The organism is Bacillus sp. GM2, from assembly GCF_056155945.1.
The window spans coordinates 83,881-104,984 of sequence record NZ_JBRKSZ010000007.1; the positions used below are offsets into that span (position 1 = coordinate 83,881).

Genomic DNA, 21,104 nt, shown 5'->3' on the forward strand with positions numbered 1-21,104 from the left:
AAACAAAGGGGGAAAAGGGAGATGAAGGGCGAGACCCATTGGATCATACCGGACGGTTTTATTCCTCCGGAAAGTTCCGGAAGCTTGACGAGCCATGAAGCGATTTGTGTTTTAAATTGCCATGAAGAAGACGCAAACCTTGCGATTACAGTATACTTCGAAGACCGTCCGCCGCTCGAAGGCATTCCCGAGACGGTTCATGGCAAGAGAACGAAGCATATTCGCACAAGTTCTTTGCATCGATCAGGAGAACGCATTCCTGAAAATATTCCTTATGCGATCGAGATCGCAAGCGATGTACCTGTGATCGTCCAGTACAGCCGGCTGGACACAACCCAGCCAGAACTTGCGTTAATGTCAACCATGGCATATCCGTTAAAAACAAGGGGGATGGGTGTACATGATGAATGACCGGGCTTACGCTTTATTTGAAGAACAGCAGAAAGACCGGGGCATCAGCCTTTCTGAAGTAAAGGAAAAATTGAAAGCGCTTAAAATCGAGACGCCTTCATGGGGATACGGGGATTCGGGCACGCGCTTCAAAGTGTTTCAGCAAGAGGGCGTACCAAGGGATCCGTTTGAAAAAATGGAAGATGCATCAGTCGTTCACAAATTAACCGGAACTTGTCCTTCCGTCGCCATCCATATTCCGTGGGATCAAGTTGATGATTACGGAAAGCTGAAAGCGCACGCCGAACAGCTTGGCCTTGCAGTCGGCGCCGTGAATCCGAACTTGTTCCAGGACGATGACTACAAATTTGGAAGCGTCACAAATGTTAAAGCGGACATTCGCCAAAAAGCGACTGAGCAATTGCTCGAATGCGTCGATATTGCAAAACAAACTGGCTCCAAGGAAATCAGCCTCTGGCTTGCCGACGGAACCAACTATCCCGGTCAGGGCGACATCAGAAAACGTAAAAACTGGATGTATGAGTGTCTGGCCGAAGTATACGAAGCGCTTGCCGATGATATGCGGCTCTTGATTGAATACAAGTTTTTTGAGCCGGCTTTTTATCATACAGACCTGGCGGATTGGGGGATGGCTTACAATTTGGCGCAAAAGCTCGGTCCGAAGGCCGAGGTGCTCGTCGACACCGGCCACCATGCCCAAGGGACGAACATCGAGCACATTGTCGCTTACTTGCTTGACGAAAAACGTCTCGGAGGCTTTCATTTCAACAGCCGCAAATACGCTGATGACGATTTGATCGCAGGCGCGCACAACCCGTACGAACTGTTTCTCATTTTTTATCAAATTTTGGACGCCTGCCGCGATTCCGACCCGAATGTCCGGAAGACGGCCGAACATATTTCGTATATGCTTGATCAATGCCATAATCTCGAACCGAAAATTCCGGCTGTACTGCGCTCTGTCATGAATGTGCAGACTCAATTTGCAAAAGCGCTTTTGATCAACTTCGATGATGTGAAGAAAGCGCAGGAAGATCATGACGTGCTTGCCGCAGAGGCTGCGATCCGCGAAGCATTTGAAATTGACGTCAAACCGCTCCTTTACGCCGTGCGGGAGGAAATGAACGTCCCGCCTGATCCGCTCAAGGCTTATGCGGAAAGCGGTTATGCGGAAAAAATACTGGCGCGAGGCAAAGGCGGTGCAAGCTGGTGACGATTCTCGCTTTTGATCTTGGTGCGTCGAGCGGCAGAGCTTATGCAGGTCATGTAGACGGCGGTCTGATCAAAGCGGAGGAAATTCACCGTTTTCCAAATCAGCCCGTTCAGGCGGGAAAACATCTTTATTGGGACATTCTCAGGCTGTATCATGAAATCAAACAGGGCATTTTAAAGGCGAAAAACGGCTGCGGACGAATCAGCTGCATCGGAATCGATTCATGGGCGGTTGATGTCGGCTTTCTCGATCGTAACGGAGAGCTGCTGGGGAACCCTTATCATTACCGCGACCCTTACACGGACGGAATGATGCGGGAGGTGCTGAATGAAATCGGAAAAGAAGAGCTGTTTTCCAGAACCGGTATTCAGCTTTTGCCGTTCAACACCATCTTTCAGCTCCGGGCGCTGAAAAAAGCGAATTCTCCGCTGTTTGAACACGCGGAAACGCTTTTAATGATTCCTGATTTGCTGCGCTATTTTTTAACGGGTGAGAAAAAAAGCGAGTTTACAAATGCGACAACAACTCAGCTGTTCAACCCGAAAACGTCTGACTGGGATTGGGAGCTCATCAGCCTTATGGGGCTCCCGGCCAATATTTTTCCTAAGGATATAGCAAAACCCGGAAGCGAAGCGGGGAGGCTGTCACAATCAGTGTGCAGCGAATTGTCGGTGCCTGCCGTACCGGTCATTGCCGTCGGCGAACATGACACGGCTTCTGCAGTTGTCGGCATTCCCGCTGAAACGGAAGACTTTGCATATTTGATTTGCGGCACCTGGTCGCTGATCGGAACCGAACTTGACACTCCGCTGATGACAAAACAGGCGCTCGATTGGAATTTTACAAATGAGGGCGGTGCCGGCGGCACATTCCGCTTTTTAAAAAACATTATGGGATTGTGGCTGTTCCAGCGCTGTCAGGCTGATTGGGAAAAAGACGGGAGCCGCTATTCGAGCGTCGAGCTTGTCAAACTTGCCGGACAGTCGGAAGCATTCAGGTCGGCGGTTGATCCGGATGACCCGGTGTTTCTCAATCCCGTGCATATGCCTGAGGCGATCAGGGAGTACTGCCGTGCAACTGGACAGCATGTTCCGGAAACGCCCGGACAGGTGATCCGCTGCGTGCTGGAAAGTCTTGCATTTAAATACCGGTTCACGCTTGAACGGATTGAAACATTGACAGGAAAAGAATATGACGGACTTCACATGGCGGGCGGAGGGATTCGAAATGAACTGCTCTGTCAATACACGGCGAATGTACTGGCCAGAAATGTATGGGCCGGACCGGCAGAGGCAAGCGCCATCGGCAACATTGCCGTACAGGCCATCGCGCTCGACATGTTTTGGGATATTCAAAGCGCCCGAAAAGCGATCAAAGCTTCCTTCCCTCAAAAAACGTATGTACCGGAAGATACAGAAGCGTGGGAGGCAGCATACCGCCGCTATACAAGTCAGATTCTCGGCGCCGCTTCCCGCTGAAAACATTTCCTGTATCGGCGCTGATGCGCTATCATGAAAGTAACAGTGACTTTTACCAAAAAAGGAAGGAAGTAAACGGATGCTTGTAGCTGAAAGACACCAAAAAATCGTCGAGCTTGTCAATCTGCGCTCGAGCGTACGCGTCACAGAACTGAGCGAGCTTTTTTCTGTCACGGAAGAAACGATCAGGCGCGATTTGGAAAATCTAGAGAAGGAAAATAAGCTGAAAAGAAGCCATGGCGGCGCTGTCAGCGTGCAGACTGAAGAAGCAGAAGTGCATTTTCGCGAGCGCGAAATTACAAACGTAAACGAAAAAAAGATGATTGCATTTGAAGCCGTCAAGCACGTGAAAAGCGGGGAACGGATTATTCTTGATGCGAGCACGACGGCGTGGTACATGGCAAAAGCGCTTGAAAACATCCCGCTGACCGTCATCACCAATTCAGTCAGAGTCGCGATTGAACTCAGCAAAAAAGAAAAGGTGACGGTTATTTCAACTGGCGGGATGCTGCTGCCGCAATCGATGTCATATGTCGGCCCTTTGGCTGAGCGCTCCCTTGATATGTATCACGTCAACAAAACATTTCTGTCTTGCAAAGGCGTCGACCCTGCGAGCGGTTTGAGCGATTCAAACGAAATGCAGGCTCTGTTGAAAAAACGAATGATCGAGATTGCGGACGAAACGATTTTGATGGCGGACAGCAGCAAATTCGGAACCCGTGCTTTTTCGCAAATCGATCGCCTTCATGACGGATACAGGATCATCACAGATTCAGGAATTGACAAAGCAAACCTTGCCCTCTTGAAAGACATAACAGAGACCATCACGATCGTCGGCTGAAACCAAGCTTTTCAAGCACTTGATTTTAAAATCAGGCGCAAATGGGATAAAATAGAAGAGTGAAAATGGAAAGGAGATGTTTTTGATGGCGAAAAAGATTTTGATCGTAACGGGCGACGCAGTTGAAGCGCTGGAAGTGTATTATCCTTATTACCGCTGTCTTGAAGAGGGCTATGAAACGACGATTGCCGCACCGAAAAAGAAAAAGATTCATACGGTTGTTCATGACTTCCTGGATTGGGATACATACACCGAGAAGCCGGGCTATTTAATTGACGCGCATGCTTCATTTGATGAGATTGATCCGTCCGAATACGACGGCATCATCATTCCGGGCGGACGGGCACCGGAATTTATCCGGATGTACGACTCCCTGCTGAAAATCGTTGCTCATTTCTTTGAAGAAAATAAACCGGTCGGCGCGATTTGTCATGCGAGCCTGATTTTCACAAGCCTGAGAGAACATCTGAAAGGTCGGGAGCTGACGGCTTACATCGCCTGCAAACCGGAAGTCGAAGCCGTGGGCGCGACTTATGTTGAGGAGAAGCTTCATGTGGACGCCAACCTGGTCTCAGGCCATGACTGGTCCAATCTACCGGAGTTTATGAGAGAGTTTTTTAAAGCGTTAAACAAATAATATGCAGGGACGACCCCGCAGAAGTTTGGGGTTGTCTCTTTTTTTTAGACATGTTCCGCTTCGCATTTTATAATGGTACAAACGGGTAACTTGGACAAAATATAATGGAAAGAGAGGTGCTCTGATGTCAGCAGATCATCATGAACACACATTAAATCCCAAAAGTTCTAAAGGAAAAGAACAAATCACAAACCGCTTAAAGCGGATTGAAGGGCAGGTCAGAGGCATTCAAAACATGATTGAAAATGACCGCTACTGCGTCGATATTCTCGTTCAAATCTCAGCTGTGCAAGCCGCGATGCAAAAGGTGGCTTTCAGCCTGCTTGAAGATCATACCCACCATTGCGTCGCAAACGCGATTAAAAGCGGTGAAGGCGAAGAGGCCATCGAGGAGCTGCTTGATGTGTTTAAGCGGTTTTCAAAGTCGTGAACGAAAAAAGAGAAAATCGTTTTCTTGAAATACCCTACAGGGGTATGGTAATATAAAACCGATCAATATCATCAAACCATAGGAGGTTTTCAATATGGAACAAAAAACACTGAAAGTCGAAGGCATGTCTTGCAACCACTGTGTTCAGGCAGTAGAAGGAAACGTCGGAAAGCTTGGCGGAGTAGAGTCCGTTAAAGTGAATTTAAGCGAAGGCAAGGTCGAAGTTTCGTTTGATTCAGGCAAAGTATCGCTGAAAGAAATCATCGATACGATCGAAGATCAGGGGTATGATGTCGCAGGCTAATGTATACCTATAAGGGGTATATAAGGAGTGAAGGATATGGACGGACAAAAAGAAGCCACCCTCCAAATCACTGGCATGACCTGTGCCGCCTGTGCGGCGCGGATCGAGAAAGGGTTGAAAAGGCTTGACGGCGTTCAGGACGCAAATGTGAACTTGGCGCTGGAAAAATCAAAAATCGTTTATGATCCGGGGCAAATCGAAGTCGGACAGCTGGCTGAGAAAGTCGAATCGCTCGGCTATCAAGTTTCAGCGGAAAAAGCCGAATTCGCAATTTCCGGCATGACGTGTGCGGCTTGCGCCAACCGGGTTGAAAAGCGCCTCAACAAGCTGCCGGGCGTCAAAAACGCCGCCGTCAACTTTGCCTTAGAGACTGCGGCAGTCGACTATCATGCCGGTGCGGTTTCGCCGGAGGAAATGATCGAAGCCGTTGAAAAGCTCGGCTACAAGCTCGAGTTGAAAAAAGACCGAACTGCGGATGGCGCAGCGGAACAAAGAGAAAAAGGCATTCAGCGCCAAACCGGCAAATTTATTTTTTCAGCCATTTTATCTTTTCCGCTGCTCTGGGCAATGGTCAGCCATTTCAAATTCACGTCATTTATATGGCTGCCGGGGATGTTCATGGATCCCTGGGTTCAGTTCGCGTTGGCGACACCGGTTCAGTTTATCGTCGGGAAACAGTTTTACACAGGGGCTTATAAAGCGCTTCGGAACAAAAGCGCCAACATGGATGTGCTGGTCGCTCTCGGCACGTCTGCCGCCTATTTCTACAGCTTGTATTTAAGCATTGAAAGCCTCGGCACGAACCGGCATCCGGACGGCCTTTATTATGAAACAAGCGCCATCCTCTTAACCTTGATCATTTTAGGAAAGCTGTTTGAAGCGAAAGCGAAAGGGCGCTCATCCGAAGCGATCAAAAAGCTGATGGGGCTGCAGGCAAAGACGGCGACCGTCGTCAGGAACGGCGAAGAGATGACCGTGCCGATTGAAGACGTATTGGCAGGCGACATCATGTACGTGAAGCCCGGTGAAAAAGTACCGGCAGACGGAGAGATTGTCGAAGGGCGTTCTGCGTTGGATGAATCGATGATCACCGGTGAAAGCATCCCTGTTGACAAGACGGTTGGAGATCCGGTTATCGGTGCTACAATCAATAAAAATGGATTTTTAAAAGTCAGAGCAGAAAAAGTAGGCAAAGATACTGCGCTGGCTCAGATTATCAAAGTCGTGGAAGAGGCGCAAGGTTCAAAAGCGCCGATTCAGCGGCTTGCAGACCGGATTTCCGGGGTTTTTGTGCCGATTGTCGTGGCGATCGCGGTCATCACATTTTTCGTCTGGTATTTGGCGGTTAGCCCCGGCGAATTCGGCACGGCGCTGGAAAAGCTGATTGCGGTGCTTGTGATCGCATGTCCGTGCGCGCTCGGTTTGGCAACACCGACATCGATCATGGCCGGATCGGGCCGTGCGGCTGAATTCGGAATTTTATTCAAAGGCGGCGAACATTTGGAGACGGCTCACCGCTTGGAGACGATCGTGCTTGACAAGACGGGGACGGTCACATATGGAAAGCCTCAGCTCACAGATGTGCGCCCTGAACCATGGATCGATGAAACATCGTTTCTCAAGCTTATCGGTGCTGCGGAAAAAAGCTCTGAACATCCGCTTGCAGAAGCCATTGTCGAAGGCGTTAAAAAGAGAGAGATAGAACCGGCCTCCGCAGACAGCTTTGAAGCGATACCCGGCTATGGTATCGAAGCCGCAGTCAATGAAAAACGGATTTTGATCGGCACAAGACGGCTGATGGAAAGCCGTGATATTGACATTCAAGAGGCGCACAGCGAAATGGAAGAGCTCGAAACACAAGGAAAGACGGCGATGCTTGCCGTCATCGACGGTCGGTTTGCCGGGCTGATCGCCGTTGCCGATACGATAAAAGACACGTCGAAGAGAGCGGTGAAAAGGCTGCATGATATGGGGCTTGAAGTCGTCATGATCACCGGGGACAACCGGCGGACGGCAGAAGCGATTGCTGCAGAAGCCGGCATTCAGCACGTCATCGCAGAAGTTCTGCCTGAAGGAAAAGCAGATGAAGTGAAGAAAATCCAGGCAAAAGGCAAAAAAGTCGCGATGGTCGGCGACGGCATCAATGATGCGCCGGCATTGGCGGCAGCCGATACCGGAATGGCGATCGGAACGGGGACTGACGTCGCCATGGAAGCCGCCGACATCACCTTGATCCGCGGCGATTTAAACAGCATCGCCGATGCGATCCTCATGAGCAGGCTGACGATTAAAAATATTAAACAAAACCTTTTCTGGGCGTTTGCCTACAACAGCATCGGCATTCCGTTCGCGGCCGTCGGGCTTTTGGCTCCGTGGATCGCAGGTGCCGCGATGGCGTTCAGTTCTGTCTCGGTCGTTCTGAATGCACTCAGGCTGCAAAAGGTGAAGCTTGATTGGAGGAATCCGTCTTGAAGGATAAGACAGTGCTCGTTTGGACGGTTTCGGCGGTTGTTTATGTAGGAATAGTCATGCTCGTATACAGCATATTGGCGCTCAGGAACCGATACCCGATGAAAAGCCTCATGACGGTCATGTTTTAGAAGAGCATAGCAGATGATTTGCTAAAAAGCTGGATGTTAATGAACATCCGGCTTTTTGTATTAGTATCTGTTATTGCTCATACACATCAAAATCTTTTCCTGAACGATTTCTTTCATGGCTTCTTTGGCGGGGGTCATATATTTTCTTGGATCGCTTGCATCGGTGTGTTCATGCAGATAACGGCGCAGTTTATCTGAAAAAGGAATTTTTAATTCAGTCGCGATATTTACTTTTGCACAGCCGAGCTTGATGCACTTTCTTACATCTTCTTGCGGAATTCCTGAGGCGCCGTGCAGGACGAGCGGAACTGAAACCCGTTTTTGAATCGCGGCCAGCCGGTCAAAATCGATATTGGGCTCTTTTGAGTAAAGCCCGTGGGCTGTACCGATTGCCACCGCCAGTGAATCGATTCCGGTTTTCTCGACGAACTCTTTTGCTGCATCCGGATCGGTGTAATAAGCGTCGGCTTCATCCACGATTAAATCATCTTCCTGTCCGCCGAGCCTTCCGAGCTCGGCTTCTACAGTGGCATCTTTTTGCCGGGCATATTGTACGACGCTCGCTACAATTCCGGTATTTTCGGCAAATGGACGGTGCGAAGCATCAATCATGACAGATTTTGTCCCTAATGATAAAGACTCGCGAATATCATCAATCTCTTCATGATGATCGAGATGGAGGGCGACCGGGATTGAGCAGCGCGCTGCGGCCGTTTCTGCAATCGCTTGAATATAGTCGCGGCCTGCATAGCTGAAGGTTCCGGGAGTAGCCGCAAGAATCACGGGGGACCTTAAGGCTTCAGCCGCTTCTGTCACGGCTTGCACGGTTTCAAGGTTGTGAATGTTAAAGGCCGGCACCGCATAGCCGTTTGTCTGTGCGTCCAACAGCATTTTCTTCGCATTTGTCAGCATATCGATTCCTTCTTTCTGATCAAAATTAGGATATATAGCTCGAAAAGGTGTTCAGAATATCGTCAGGACTCGAGGCTTCAAGCAGCTGCTGCCTCGCATCTTCGTGAACAAGCATGCGAGACACCGATGATAATAGATTGAGATGTGTGCTGCCTGCCTCGGCATCTGGTATCAATAAAGCAATGATAAATGTGACAGGGTTTTGATCAAGCGCGTTCCATTCGATTCCCGTCTGGTTTTGAATGATGATGACAGATGCTTCTGTGATGTCCTTCAGTTTTGCATGGGGAATGGCAAAGCCTTCAATGAAGCCGGTCGTACTTTCAGCCTCTCTTTGTGCCAATCCGTGAATGACCGCTTGTTTTGTTTGGGCGGCTCCCGATTCATATGCGATCTGAGCCACCCGGTCAAATGCTTCCGCTTGGGAAGATAACGTTTCTTGAAGATAGATGTGCTCTTTTTTGATTAAAGCTGCTGTGCCCATATTTGATCAGCCTTTCTGTTTTTCATATGTCCGTTTTTGGTAAAAGCCGTATAAGAAGGCGCCGATAAGCGATCCGATGATAATTGACAACACCCATTGAAAGGCTCCTGTGACAACGGGAAGTACAAGAAATCCGCCGTGCGGGGCAGGTACTTGAACTGCGAATGAGTATGTTAATATCGCCGATACCGAAGAGCCGATCATCAAAATCGGAATGACAGGGATCGGTTTTTTTGCGGCGAACGGGATAGCACCTTCGGTAATATGAGTGGCGCCGAGAATAAAATTGACAAGCCCTGCATTTCGGTCCTGCTGGCTGAAATATTTGCGGAAAAGCAAAGTGGCAAACGCAATGACGAGCGGCGGTGTGATGCACGCGGCGGAAACGCCTGCCATGAAATATTGGTTCCCTTCAGCGAGAAGAGCAGTGCCGGTGACATAAGCGGCTTTATTGACCGGACCGCCCATGTCAAATGCGCTCATACAGCCGATAATCAAGCCGAGAATGACGGGGTTCGCCCCTTGAAAATCGGCTAAAAAGTCCTTCATCCCTTCATTGATGGCCGTCATCGGCTCGACGAGGAAAAACATGACCGCACCGATCAGAAAAATGCCGATAACCGGATAAAGAAAAATTGCTTTTAGCCCTTCAAGGGACTGAGGCATTTTTTAGTGCATACGAGAGACCGTAAATAATCAGTCCCGCCAAAAAACCGGATACGATGCCGCCCAGAAAACCCGCTCCACCCGTGCTGGCGATCATGCCGCCGATAAAACCGACAATCAGGCCGGGGCGTTTGGCCATTGAATCGGCGATATAGGCGGATAAAATCGGAACCATCAGCTGGAAGCCGAAGGCACCAGTTTTATTCAGCAATTCGGCAAAAGCGTTGTAGCTTGGATGTTCAGGATCCGCTGAATGGATACCGAATAAAAAGGATAGTGCTATCAAAACCCCTCCGCCGACAACAAATGGGAGCATGTGGGAAACCCCGTTCATCAAATGTTTATATATTTTACGGCCGATGGAAGCAGCTTCGCCTGTTTGGGGTTCATCCTCTGTTTTTGCCGTTGTTTGTCCGCGGTAAATCGGCGCTTCGCCGTTCATCAGCGCCCGAATTAAAGATTCCGCATCTCGGATGCCCCGCGCAACCGGGACGTCAAGGACGCGTTTGCCTGCAAAACGCTCGGCGTCTACATCTTTGTCAGCCGCGACAATGACCCCGTCGGCTTGTTTAATGTCCTCTGGCGATAGTTCGTTTTGGACGCCGATTTGTCCGTGTGTTTCGACTTTGATTTCTACACCCAGTTTGGCGGCGGCCTGTTTTAAGGCCTCTTCAGCCATAAATGTATGGGCAATTCCTGTTGGACAGCCGGTTGCCGCGATGATTTTGAACTTTTTCATAAGAAAACCCCCTTTATAAATGAGTGATTTGAATTTGTGAAGCGGTTTGATCGAGTTTGGACACATCTCCGAGTCCTTTCGAGAAAGCCGTCAAGGATCCGGCGGCAGAGGCGTGTCTGAGTGCTTCAGGAACAGAACAGCCGAGCTCCTGTTTTCCGACGAACACGGCAAGCATGGCATCGCCGGCACACGCGGTATTGACAACTTTGCCTTTGGCGGCGGTCGCTTTTAAGGTTCTTTGGCGGTCCAAATAAAGGGCGCCGTCTTTGCCGCGGGAGATGAGAACCCTTTCAGCGCCGCGGTCGAGAAGCTCCTTTCCGTAATGGATGATGTCTTCTTCAGACAGCGCTTTCTTCCGGCTGAAAAAAGCGGCAAGCTCCTGTTCATTCGGTTTAATCAGGTAAGGATGGTATGAAAGACAATCTAATAGGACGGGAGAACTGATATCCAAGATCAATTTCAGTTTGTTTTCGGCGGCAATCTCGGAAAGCGAAAGGTAGATGTCATCGGGGACTCCTCTCGGAAGACTGCCAGAAACAAATAAAAAGCGGCCGGACGGAATTTGACGGATTTTGTTGATCAGCTCCTGTTTTCGGCCATCAGATATAAGCGGACCTTTGTTTACGATTTTGAATTCCCGGGTGGCGTTAATAAAAATATTAATCCGTGAGATGCCTTCGACTTCGACAAAGTCTGTGACGATTTTTTCATTGAGCAGTTCATTTTCAATAAAACGCCCGGTAAATCCGCCTGTAAATCCAAGCGCGGTATTGTTAAGGCCGAGGCGCTTGAGCATAAAAGAAATATTGACACCTTTTCCGTTTGGCTGATAATCTTCATCTTTAGTGCGGTTGACGACATCGGGTAGCAGCTCGTCGGTTTCAACGAATAAGTCGACCGCGGTATTCATCGTGCATGTATAAATCATGCTGTATCCCCCCTTTATCTGTGGCTTCACAGACATTATGTCACAGATAAAAGGGGGGATGTTTACAGGTTGTGTAAAGGTTTTCAGCTATGAGCGGTGCGGATGACGTATGAGTCCAGCATGATGCGGGAGAGGACTTGCAGAGGGAGGCGAGAGCGGACTTCATAATCGGGAAAAAATGATTGTTCACCTTTAAACCCGACAAGTACGATCTCTGATAATTTCGCAAGACGCGAATCGATCCTTGTTGTTAATGTAATGGTGGAAATGGCTTGCAATTTGAAATTTTGAGCGGCTTCAACAAGCTCTTCTGTCTCGCCGTTCAGGGAAACAAAAAGGCCGAGGTCTTTTTTGGCCAGTGTTTTTGACTTGCCTCTAATAATATTCGGGTCGCTGTGCATCTCGCAGTTTTTGCCGAGCAGCTGAAGCTTGATCGTCATCTCGGTCCCAATCATTTCAGACAATCCCCTTGCGAAAATGTAAACTTTTTCGGCATTGCTGATTTTTTGAATGGCATCTTCGATCAACCCGATATCAAGCATTTTAATCGTATCCAGAACTTCTCTTTCATTCTTTAGCACGGCCTGTTTAATTTGGTTGTCGATATCATCCATCAGCGGAGCGTGTCCGAGGTGGTGTTTTTCTTTTAATGCGTACTTAAAAGAAGTGTAGCCGTCATAACCGAGCTTTTTCATTAACCTGACAATCGTGGCTGTTGAAACATTTGCATCCTCGCTTAATTTTACAATCGATAAAGTGGCGATGACATCTAAGTGCTGATAAATGTACTCGAGCAAATGCCGTTCTGAATCGCTGAGCGACTGATATGTGTCAGAAGTCATTTGAAACACGCTGTCTTTCATATTAAAACCCCCTTTTATAGTCATATTGTATCAGTTTAGCATGGGGGGAGGAGAAAAAATAAACGTTTCCGACATAACAATATCCGGCCCGAGAGCCGGATATTTCAAGTTAAGAAGCGATTTTTCTGCATGCTTCCGCACATGCAAAGCAGCTTTCAGCACAAAGCTGGCAGTGGTCATGCTTGTGCAGGCTGCATTCATTGCCGCAAGCTTCGCAAACCTTTGCGCAAAGCTGGCAAATGTCTTCGGCATACGGGCTGTTGCGCGTCATTGCTTGAAGTGCGAATCCGCACATCTCCGCGCATTCCCGGTCAAGCCGGATGCATTCGGCCATCATTCCCGCGTCTTCTTCCATCAGACATTTGTCAAAGCAGTGATTGCATGCTTCAAGGCATTCCCGGCAGGCTTTGATGCATTCCTCATAGACAGATTCCACGACATACACTCCTTTTTCTGCGTTTTCCCTTCGTTGTACCCTGCTTTAAAAGCGGGAAAACATAAGAAAAACTGCTGTACATCGTGTACAGCAGTTCGTCGGTTATTCGGCGAGACCTTGATGGATCCGGTCAAGGTTTTCTTTCATCATCTTATAATAGGAATCTCCCGCTTCACCGGGCTTTCCGATCGAATCGGTGAAGACTTTTGCTTTAATCGGCACGCCTGTTTCCGCTGACAGGCTTTCCATGCTCCGCGGGTCAACGCTTGTCTCCACGAATAAGGCCGGGACGTCCTTTTTCTTTACGGTGTCGACGATTTTTTTCATCTGACCGGGAGTTCCTTCATTTTCGGTATTGATTTCCCAAATATACTGCGCGTCGACGCCGTAGGCCGAAGCGAAATATTTAAAAGCTCCTTCGCTTGTCACAAGGACGCGGCGCTCTTTCGGTATATCTTTAAAGCGGTTCACCGCTTCATCATGAAGCTTTTGCAGCTTGCCGATATAGGCTTCAGCGTTATTCTCGTAATCTTCTTTATGGTCCGGATCGTTTTTGATCAGCGCATCTCTTGCGTTTTTGGCATATTGAATCCCGTTTTCTATATCGAGCCATGCATGGGGATCTTCTTCCGTTTCTTTACCTTTGGCAGTGAGATGCTTTGGCTTGACCCCTTTGCTCAGCTTGTAGACAGGGGCGTCATCTCCGTCTTTTTCAGCTGTTTCCAGCAGCTTGTTAAACCAGCCGTTTCCTGTCTCCAAATTCAGGCCGTTGTAAAAGACGATATCGGCGTCCGTCGTTTTTTGCACGTCTTTAGGCAGCGGATCGTATTCGTGCGGGTCTGTTCCGACAGGTACAATGCTGTATAAATCGATGTGATCTCCTCCGACTTGTTTGACGATGTCATAGAGAATGGAGTAGGTGGTGACGACCTTTAGCTTTCCGTTTTCTTCACTGCTGCTTTTCGAGGAGCAGCCGGCGGCGAGAACAAGGATCAATGCCGCCGCAATGGCTAATGTTTGCTTCCACTTCATGTTTTGTTTTCCCCCTTTATATTGCGGTTATGATTGAAGTGCTGCCCGTTTTCTTCTTGATTTCAAAGCTCTCCAAAGCACGCCTTGTTTCGGTGAAAATGTAAAGGAAAGTCCGAACAAAATCGTAGCCACGAGCACGATCGCCGCTCCTGAGGAGAGGTTGTACGTATAGCTTAATCCAAGACCGACGACCGCTGACAAAGCGCCGAGGAAAGCGGACAAATAGATCATCACCCACAGCCGGTCCGTCAATAAATAAGCGGTTGCGGCAGGTGTGATCAGCATCGCGACGACGAGGATAATGCCGACGGTCTGAAGCGATGCGACCGTGACCATCGTTAAAAGCGTCATTAAAAAGTAGTGAATCAGCCGGTTCGGCAGGCCGTAGACGGCCGCCATCGTCGGGTCGAAAGAGGTGATGAGCAGCTCTTTGTAAAACAAAAAGACGGCGGTAAGAATAATGACTCCGATGACGAGCGTGATCCACATGTCGGATGAACGAACGGCCAGCACATTTCCGAATAAGATGTGGTACAGATCGCTTGAGCTTTTGACAAGCGTAATCAAAATGATCCCGACGGCGAAAAAGGCTGTGAAGACGATACCGATGGCCGAATCGTTTTTAATCCGGCTGTTTTGGCTGACATAGCCGATTCCGAGAGCCGTCAGGATGCCCGTAAAGACGGCGCCGAAGAAAAAATTGACGCCGAGCATATATGAGATGGCGACGCCGGGAAGAACCGCGTGTGAAATCGCATCTCCCATCAGCGCCATTCCCCTGAGAATGATAAAGCAGCCGATGACGCCGCAAATGATGCCCACCATAATCGATGTGAACAGCGATTTTTGCAGAAACGAATATTCCATCAAACCATGGATAAACTCCATCAGATCGCACCTCTTTTCGATTGCAGGAACGGAAGCTGAGATTCATAGGCTTTCATCATCACGTCGGGATTGAGGATGTCGGAGACAGGGCCTTTTTGAATCAGCTCTTTGTTCAGCAAAATTAATTCATTGAAGTAGCTGTCCGCTTTGCTCAAATCGTGATGGACGACAAGAACGGTCTTTCCTTCATCACGAAGTTCCTTTAAGATGCTGACAATCATTTCTTCGCTCGTCACATCAATTCCGACGAACGGTTCGTCAAGACAGAACAGCTCTGCTTTTTGGGCGAGCGCCCGGGCGAGAAAAACGCGCTGCTGCTGCCCGCCTGACAGTTCACCGATCTGGCGCTTGGCGTATGCTTCCATCCCGACTTTTTCTAGACAGTGATATGCCCAGTCTTTATCGCGTTTTTTCGGACGTCTGAAAAGGCCGAGTTCAGGATACGTGCCGAGGATGACGGTGTCGAGTACATTGATCGGGAACGTCCAATCCATATCATTCCGCTGCGGAACATAGGCGATTTGCTTGCGTACATCTTTGAGCGGTTTTCCGAGCAGACGGACGTCGCCTTTATCCTTTGGAATCAATTGGAGCATGGCTTTTAACAGCGTTGATTTTCCTGCGCCGTTCGGTCCGATAATGCCCGCCATCATTCCTTGATCGAGCGAGAAATTGATATCGCGGAGCGCTTCAGCGCCGTGATAAGAAACATATAAATCTTTTACAGTAATCGCGGGTTTCATAGGTTCATTAACCCCTTTCTATGTCTATATGAAAGTTAACCTGAATACAATATTTTTGTTCTGGTAATATTTTATTGCCTAATGACACTCTTTTTACCCAATGCAACTTTTGATTGAATTCTAATATATCATTCCTAAGTTGTAAAGCGCTAAAATTGCTGAAAAACGGTAAAAGCCATGCAGATCAAGCTGCATGGCTTTAAAAAAATTTCTTCTGTACCGGTTTATCGTTCAAATTGAAACGTATCGATTGCGACTTTCCCTTTGAAGACAAAGTAGACGCGGTGGGTGCCTGCCGATTTTCGGACGGAAGCTTTTATCGTTTTCCAGTTTTGCAATCCGGATGTGTCAGGCACTTTTAACGAACCGATTTGCTTTCCTTTTTGAGGATGGTCGAGGAAGATGCCGATTTCGCCGGCGCCGCTGCTTGCAACCTTTGCTTCTATCCTTTTTTCGCCTTTGAAGCGGACATCATGGTAGGCGATCCACGCGTTTGTTGTACTGCTTTTTACCGCATCGCCGCCGTATTTGGATTCTTCGGTGATGAGCACGCCTTTGTAGTCGTCGTAGTCTTCAGCGTTTGTCTTTCGGCGCAAGTTCCGTTCCCGAATTGTTTCGCCTTGGACGAAGATCCGCTTTGTCTTGCGGATGTCCGCCGCCGAGCTGCCGACGGATATTCTGTAAGGGCCTCTTTCAACGGCAAATGTTTCTCTCGTCACATCCCAAAAGGCAAGGTCTGTCTGTTTCAGCTTGAATGTCACGGTTTTCGTTTCTTTCGGTGCCAGTTCAACCCGCTGAAAATCTTTCAGGTCCAGGTTCGGCTGTTTAACCCGTGTTTTAAACAGGGGAGAGGTATAGAGCTGAACGACTTCATCTCCTTTTCTTCCGCCTGTATTGGTGACGTTGACGCGAATCGTGACAGATCCGTCTTTTTTGATGCTGTCAGAGGAAAGGCTTAAATCGCTGTAGCGAAACGCTGTATAGGATAACCCGTGGCCGAACGGAAACAGCGGCTTGCCTACGAAATATTTATAGGTTCTTTTCCCTTTGATGATATCGTAATTCATCATATCCGGCAGTTCTTTGACTGAGGTGTGCCAAGTTTGCGTCAGCCGTCCGCCCGGATTTACATCTCCATAGAGAATGTCCGCCAATGCGCTTCCCGCCTCCTGGCCTCCGTGAGCGGAATATATGATCGCAGGAATGTGCGCTTTTGCCCAGTTGAGAGCAAACGGATAGCTGCTCGTTACGACAAGCACCGTATTGGTATTGGCTTTAGAAACAGCTTTCAGCAGATTTTCCTGGGCCGGAGGGAGTGTAATATCTTTCCGGTCTTCGGTTTCCCGGCCGTTGATGTAAGGATTGTTGCCGACAAACACGATGGCTTTGTCCGCGGATTTTGCCAGCTGAACCGCTTCATCCGTACCGCTCTTGATGATCGTCTTTGAAAACTTTTCCGCTGCTGTTGCCGGCTTTTCGGCGGCGGCTGTTAATGTGCCGTCTTTACCGGCGGTGAGATATTTGCCGTTTGCCGTATTTTTGATGGCAAATGTCCCGTCAGACTGCTGTTCGAACTGAAATGTTTCTTTAACGGTCCGGCCGTTCGGCTGTTTCTGATCAGCGATCAGCCGGCCGTCATCCTGAAGCGAGACATAGAGGCCGTTCGCTTGGGCGCGGAGGGTGAAGATGCTTTCTCCCCAATCCGCCGCATCGAATGCCGCGCTTTTCTCAAGCTTATCAGCCGCTGCTGTGAGCGGTTGTTTGCCGTCCCGGCCTGCAGTTACAAACTTTCCGGTCGGCGCGGATTTGAAGCCGCTTTGTTCCAGACCTTCAGCAAAGGAGACGCGGTCTTTGCCGATTTTGTCCGCGATTTCGTCAAGCGGGGTTTTCCGATACGGCATCGTTCCGCTGTACCAATCTTCGTAAAGCGCATTTCCGAACGGGCCGATGACTGCAATGCTTTCATTCTTCCGGGCATTGAAAGGAAGCAGATCCTGGTCGTTTTTCAGTAAAACAATGGCTTTTTCAGCCGCTTTTTTCGCCAGCAGCTGATGCTTTGGACTGTTGATGACGTCATCTGTCAGGCGGCTGTACGGATTGAGTTCGTCCGGATCAAATTCGCCCGTGCGAAAACGGATGCTGAACGTATTGGCCAAGGCTTGATCGAGGTCTTTTTCAGAAATAAGTCCTTGCTTTAAGGCACCGGTTAAGGCGTTTCTCGTCAGCTCGGGATTTTCCCCCTGATCCGTAAAGTTGTCAATGCCGGCTTTTACGGCGTGGGCATGGGCTTTTTCGTGGCTGTCATAATACTTGTGGTCATTGACGATTCCGGAAGGATCAAAGGCATCGCTGACGATGAAGAAATCGTCTCCGGCCCATCTACGTTTGACTGTACTGTCGAGCAGCGGGCTCAAAATGGCCGGTTTATCGTTGACAGAATTGTAGGCCGGCATCAGTCCATACGCGGCTTTTTTGGAAATTGCTGTTTCGAAGGGCTTCAAATAATACTCGTGCATGTTCCTGGGATCGATGCTTGAGGAGCTGAATCCCCGGTCTGTTTCGTTGTTATAGGCAAGAAAATGCTTTAAGGTTGGAACTGTTTTCAAATAGAAGGGATGATCGCCCCTTAACCCGGAGGCATAGGCGGTTGCTATTTCCCCGGTTAAAAATGGGTCTTCGGAATAGCCTTCTTCATTTCTTCCCCACCTTGGATCACGCAGCAGATCGACGACCGGCGCCCAGACGTTGACTCCGTTTGCCGCGGGATCAAGGTGGTGGAAGCCGCGGACTTCATCACCGACCGCCGAGCCGATTTGTTTGATTAAATAGCGGTCCCATGTGTGCGCGAGCCCGAAAGCCTGCGGGAAAACGGTTGCTTCCCCGAGCCAGGCGACGCCGTGAAGCGCTTCTGTGCCCGTTTTAAAAGCGGGAATGCCCAGCCGGGGAACGGCGGGCTGATATTGATGCATCAGTGACACTTTTTCCTCAAGGGTCAGGCGTGAAAGCAAGTCGCTGACCCTTTTTTGAACAGGGAGACCCGGATCTTGAAAGGGATATTCATATTGATCAGCCCGGGTTTTAGCGGCCGCGGGCTGAGGCGGATCGAAAGCGGCGGCGGAAAGGATCGTGCACATTGCCGCCAACATGATGGTGCGGACCGTTTTCAGCATCCTGATCACTCCTTTTTAGAAAAAAATGAAGACATCCCGGTCGATTTCTTTTGGCTGAATCGCTGTTCCCTCCTGAAGCGCTTCCGCTGCGCCGTTTATGACTGAAGTGACAGAAAGACCGCGGATGAGCAGCTTCCATTTCTTTTGGACGCCTGCTGTTTTCACGGTAATCGTATTTTGATGCCGTGAAGCTTTGACTGTCATTGCTTCGCACTTTTCATTGTAAATCGTCTGTTCGGCTGTGCAGCCGTCTTTTAATTGGTAAAGGCAGAACGTCACATCGTCGAGATAGTCATAATCAGGTCGCCCGGATTCCTGCCCGAGCGGCAGCAGCGTGTTTTCCCTGACAAACAGGGGAAGCCCCATATACCCGTACTGTTCTTCTTTCCATTCTCCGCCTTCCGTCTCTTTTCCCGTCAAAAGGTGTGTCCAAGTGCCTTTTGGCAAATAATAACGGACAGCGCCGTCTTCCTGAAAAACGGGAGCGACGAGCAGCCTTCCGCCGAGCATGTACTGTCTGTCAAGCCAGTGGCAAGTGTTGTCCCCGGGAAATTCGAGGAGCATCGCCCGCATCATCGGAATGCCTTCATCGTGAGCTTCATGCGCGGCGGCGTACAAATAAGGCATCAGCCTGTGTTTCAGTTTGACAAAATACCGCATGACATCGGCCGCTTCTTCGTCAAACAGCCACGGAACGCGATATGATTCGCTCCCGTGCAGGCGGCTGTGCGTCGACAAGAGGCCGAATGCGGTCCAGCGCTTATACAAATCGGCTGTTGCCGTGCTTTCAAATCCGCCGATATCGTGGCTCCAGAAGCCGAAGCCTGAAAGGGAAAGCGACAGGCCGCCGCGAAGGCTTTCAGCCATTGAATCATAGCTGGCAAAACAATCCCCGCCCCAGTGTACGGGAAATTGCTGGCCTCCGGCCGTCGCCGACCTTGCAAACACGACCGCTTCCCGTTCGCCGCGCTTTTGCTTCAACAGGTCAAATACGGTTTTGTTGTATAAAAAAGAATAATAATTGTGCATTCTGTCGGGGTCTGATCCGTCAAAGTAAACCGCGTCTCTCGGAATCCGTTCTCCGAAATCGGTCTTGAAACAGTCGACGCCCATGTCGAGCAGGCTTTCAAGTTTTGAACAATACCAGTCACGCGCTTTTCGATTGGTGAAGTCGACGATTGCCATTCCGGCCTGCCACCGGTCCCACTGCCACACATCCCCCCGGCTGTTTTTTAAAAAGTAGCCGTTTTCTTTTCCTTCCTGAAAAAGCTTCGATTTTTGGGCGATGTAAGGGTTGATCCAGACGCATATTTTCAAACCCTTATCTTTCAGGCGGCTGAGCATAGCTTCAGGCTGCTTAAAATATCGTTCATCCCATTCGAAATTGCACCATTCAAATTCTTTCATCCAGAAGCAGTCAAAATGAAACACGCTGAGCGGGATGCCGCGTTCGGTCATCCCGTCGATGAAACGGGTCACGGTCTCCTCAGAATAGTCGGTTGTAAACGATGTGGACAGCCAAAGGCCGAAAGACCAGGCCGGGGGAAGCGCCGGTTTTCCCGTTAATGCCGCATAGCGTTTCAAAACATCCTTCGGTTCAGCGCCGCTGATGATAAAATAGTCAAGCGTTTCCCCTTCGACCGAAAACTGCGCTTTGGATACGACTTCAGAACCGATTTCATACGAAACGAGCTCGGGATGATTGACAAAAACACCGTACCCTTTGTTTGACAAATAGAACGGCACATTTTTATACGCCTGCTCCGTGCTTGTTCCGCCGTCCTGATTCCAGATGTCTACGGTTTGGCCGTTTTTCGCGAATGCCGTAAAACGCTCGCCGAGACCGTAGATCAATTCGCCGACGCCGATGTTGAGCTGTTCCCTCATAAATGTGCGCCCGTCATCGCTCGTAATATAGGCGAGGCTGTTCGATTCGCTTGCGGTCAGGCTCTGTCCATCACGTGAAAATTGGTAGCCCCAACTGTTTTTGTTCACTTCGACGCAGAGGCTGCCGCTTTGGAAGGTCAGCGCATCATCGTGTTCGGAGATGACCGGTTCAACGTCTGTCATATGCAGCTGAAACTCGGGCTTCCGAGGCGTTTCCCCTTGAAAATGGGACACTTGCACACGGATCACGTCTTCAAGAGGACTCGAAAATCTGACGGTGAGCATGCGGGTGTCCAGCGTGTCCCCGCGCTTTTGAACCGCTTTGACAGGCCCGTATACGGTCAATGATTGCTGATCAATCATTCGGTCGTAGGCTTCTTTTGGCGTGTTGATGTGATATCCTTCGCGCGTCAGCCAGTAGCCGTCTGAAAATTTCATGATC

The 21,104-nt window shown here is 49.4% G+C and carries 19 protein-coding genes and 1 pseudogene; 9 read left to right on the forward strand and 11 right to left on the reverse strand.

From position 1 onward, the window contains the following. Window positions 1-21: 21 nt before the first annotated feature. The 9 genes from ACVC9U_RS01215 to ACVC9U_RS01255 all read left to right on the forward strand — a co-directional run bounded on the left by ACVC9U_RS01215 (window position 22) and on the right by ACVC9U_RS01255 (window position 7,914). The gene (locus tag ACVC9U_RS01215) at window positions 22-411 is read left to right on the forward strand and encodes a sensory rhodopsin transducer (protein WP_075751391.1); all 390 of its coding nucleotides are present in this window, start codon (window positions 22-24) and stop codon (window positions 409-411) included. Next, window positions 404-1,624: an L-rhamnose isomerase gene (gene rhaI, locus ACVC9U_RS01220; protein ID WP_178388296.1), complete on the forward strand. Its 1,221-nt coding sequence runs from the start codon at window positions 404-406 to the stop codon at window positions 1,622-1,624. Before ACVC9U_RS01215 ends, rhaI begins: the two co-directional genes overlap by 8 nt. After that, a complete protein-coding gene (locus ACVC9U_RS01225) occupies window positions 1,621-3,102 on the forward strand; it encodes a rhamnulokinase (RefSeq protein ID WP_441390046.1) in 1,482 nt (493 codons plus the stop codon). Before rhaI ends, ACVC9U_RS01225 begins: the two co-directional genes overlap by 4 nt. Window positions 3,103-3,181: 79 nt before the next feature. Beyond that, complete coding sequence (locus tag ACVC9U_RS01230; RefSeq protein ID WP_075751388.1) at window positions 3,182-3,943, forward strand: DeoR/GlpR family DNA-binding transcription regulator; 762 nt, start codon at window positions 3,182-3,184, stop codon at window positions 3,941-3,943. A gap of 85 nt (window positions 3,944-4,028) precedes the next feature. Beyond that, window positions 4,029-4,580: a DJ-1/PfpI family protein gene (locus ACVC9U_RS01235; protein ID WP_145653699.1), complete on the forward strand. Its 552-nt coding sequence runs from the start codon at window positions 4,029-4,031 to the stop codon at window positions 4,578-4,580. Between the two features lie 124 nt (window positions 4,581-4,704). Further along, on the forward strand, window positions 4,705-5,010 hold the full coding sequence (csoR, locus tag ACVC9U_RS01240; protein WP_020452956.1) for a copper-sensing transcriptional repressor CsoR: 306 nt from the start codon (window positions 4,705-4,707) through the stop codon (window positions 5,008-5,010). 94 nt (window positions 5,011-5,104) lie between these two features. Next, window positions 5,105-5,314: a copper chaperone CopZ gene (gene copZ, locus ACVC9U_RS01245; RefSeq protein ID WP_020452955.1), complete on the forward strand. Its 210-nt coding sequence runs from the start codon at window positions 5,105-5,107 to the stop codon at window positions 5,312-5,314. A gap of 36 nt (window positions 5,315-5,350) precedes the next feature. Then, a complete protein-coding gene (locus ACVC9U_RS01250; RefSeq protein ID WP_441390047.1) occupies window positions 5,351-7,786 on the forward strand; it encodes a heavy metal translocating P-type ATPase in 2,436 nt (811 codons plus the stop codon). Continuing rightward, window positions 7,783-7,914, forward strand: a complete 132-nt coding sequence (locus ACVC9U_RS01255; protein WP_256700593.1) for a hypothetical protein — start codon at window positions 7,783-7,785, stop codon at window positions 7,912-7,914. The genes ACVC9U_RS01250 and ACVC9U_RS01255 overlap by 4 nt, the downstream gene beginning before the upstream one ends. A 60-nt stretch (window positions 7,915-7,974) precedes the next feature. On the opposite strand, the gene ACVC9U_RS01260 is transcribed toward ACVC9U_RS01255, so the two are convergent. The 11 genes and pseudogenes from ACVC9U_RS01260 to yicI form a co-directional block, all read right to left on the reverse strand. Beyond that, the gene (locus tag ACVC9U_RS01260) at window positions 7,975-8,826 is read right to left on the reverse strand and encodes a tagatose bisphosphate family class II aldolase (protein ID WP_441390048.1); all 852 of its coding nucleotides are present in this window, start codon (window positions 8,824-8,826) and stop codon (window positions 7,975-7,977) included. 25 nt (window positions 8,827-8,851) lie between these two features. After that, a complete protein-coding gene (locus ACVC9U_RS01265; RefSeq protein ID WP_075751386.1) occupies window positions 8,852-9,310 on the reverse strand; it encodes a PTS sugar transporter subunit IIA in 459 nt (152 codons plus the stop codon). Window positions 9,311-9,316: 6 nt separating this feature from the next. Next, a pseudogene (locus ACVC9U_RS01270) lies at window positions 9,317-10,715 on the reverse strand (PTS fructose transporter subunit IIC). A 13-nt stretch (window positions 10,716-10,728) separates the two neighbouring features. Further along, window positions 10,729-11,643: a 1-phosphofructokinase gene (gene pfkB / locus ACVC9U_RS01275; RefSeq protein ID WP_441390049.1), complete on the reverse strand. Its 915-nt coding sequence runs from the start codon at window positions 11,641-11,643 to the stop codon at window positions 10,729-10,731. An 83-nt stretch (window positions 11,644-11,726) separates the two neighbouring features. Beyond that, window positions 11,727-12,506: a MurR/RpiR family transcriptional regulator gene (locus tag ACVC9U_RS01280; protein ID WP_441390050.1), complete on the reverse strand. Its 780-nt coding sequence runs from the start codon at window positions 12,504-12,506 to the stop codon at window positions 11,727-11,729. Between the two features lie 109 nt (window positions 12,507-12,615). Beyond that, the gene (locus ACVC9U_RS01285) at window positions 12,616-12,942 is read right to left on the reverse strand and encodes a four-helix bundle copper-binding protein (RefSeq protein ID WP_065644319.1); all 327 of its coding nucleotides are present in this window, start codon (window positions 12,940-12,942) and stop codon (window positions 12,616-12,618) included. A gap of 102 nt (window positions 12,943-13,044) precedes the next feature. Beyond that, window positions 13,045-13,974 (reverse strand): metal ABC transporter substrate-binding protein, encoded by a 930-nt coding sequence (locus tag ACVC9U_RS01290; protein ID WP_441390051.1) that lies wholly within the window; start codon window positions 13,972-13,974, stop codon window positions 13,045-13,047. Window positions 13,975-14,001: 27 nt separating this feature from the next. Further along, a complete protein-coding gene (locus tag ACVC9U_RS01295; protein ID WP_075751382.1) occupies window positions 14,002-14,862 on the reverse strand; it encodes a metal ABC transporter permease in 861 nt (286 codons plus the stop codon). Further along, window positions 14,862-15,605: a metal ABC transporter ATP-binding protein gene (locus ACVC9U_RS01300; RefSeq protein ID WP_075751381.1), complete on the reverse strand. Its 744-nt coding sequence runs from the start codon at window positions 15,603-15,605 to the stop codon at window positions 14,862-14,864. The genes ACVC9U_RS01295 and ACVC9U_RS01300 overlap by 1 nt, the downstream gene beginning before the upstream one ends. A gap of 224 nt (window positions 15,606-15,829) precedes the next feature. Next, window positions 15,830-18,775 (reverse strand): glycoside hydrolase family 3 C-terminal domain-containing protein, encoded by a 2,946-nt coding sequence (locus ACVC9U_RS01305; protein WP_441390052.1) that lies wholly within the window; start codon window positions 18,773-18,775, stop codon window positions 15,830-15,832. 15 nt (window positions 18,776-18,790) lie between these two features. Further along, window positions 18,791-21,100: an alpha-xylosidase gene (yicI, locus tag ACVC9U_RS01310; protein WP_441390053.1), complete on the reverse strand. Its 2,310-nt coding sequence runs from the start codon at window positions 21,098-21,100 to the stop codon at window positions 18,791-18,793. Between the last annotated feature and the right edge of the window lie 4 nt (window positions 21,101-21,104).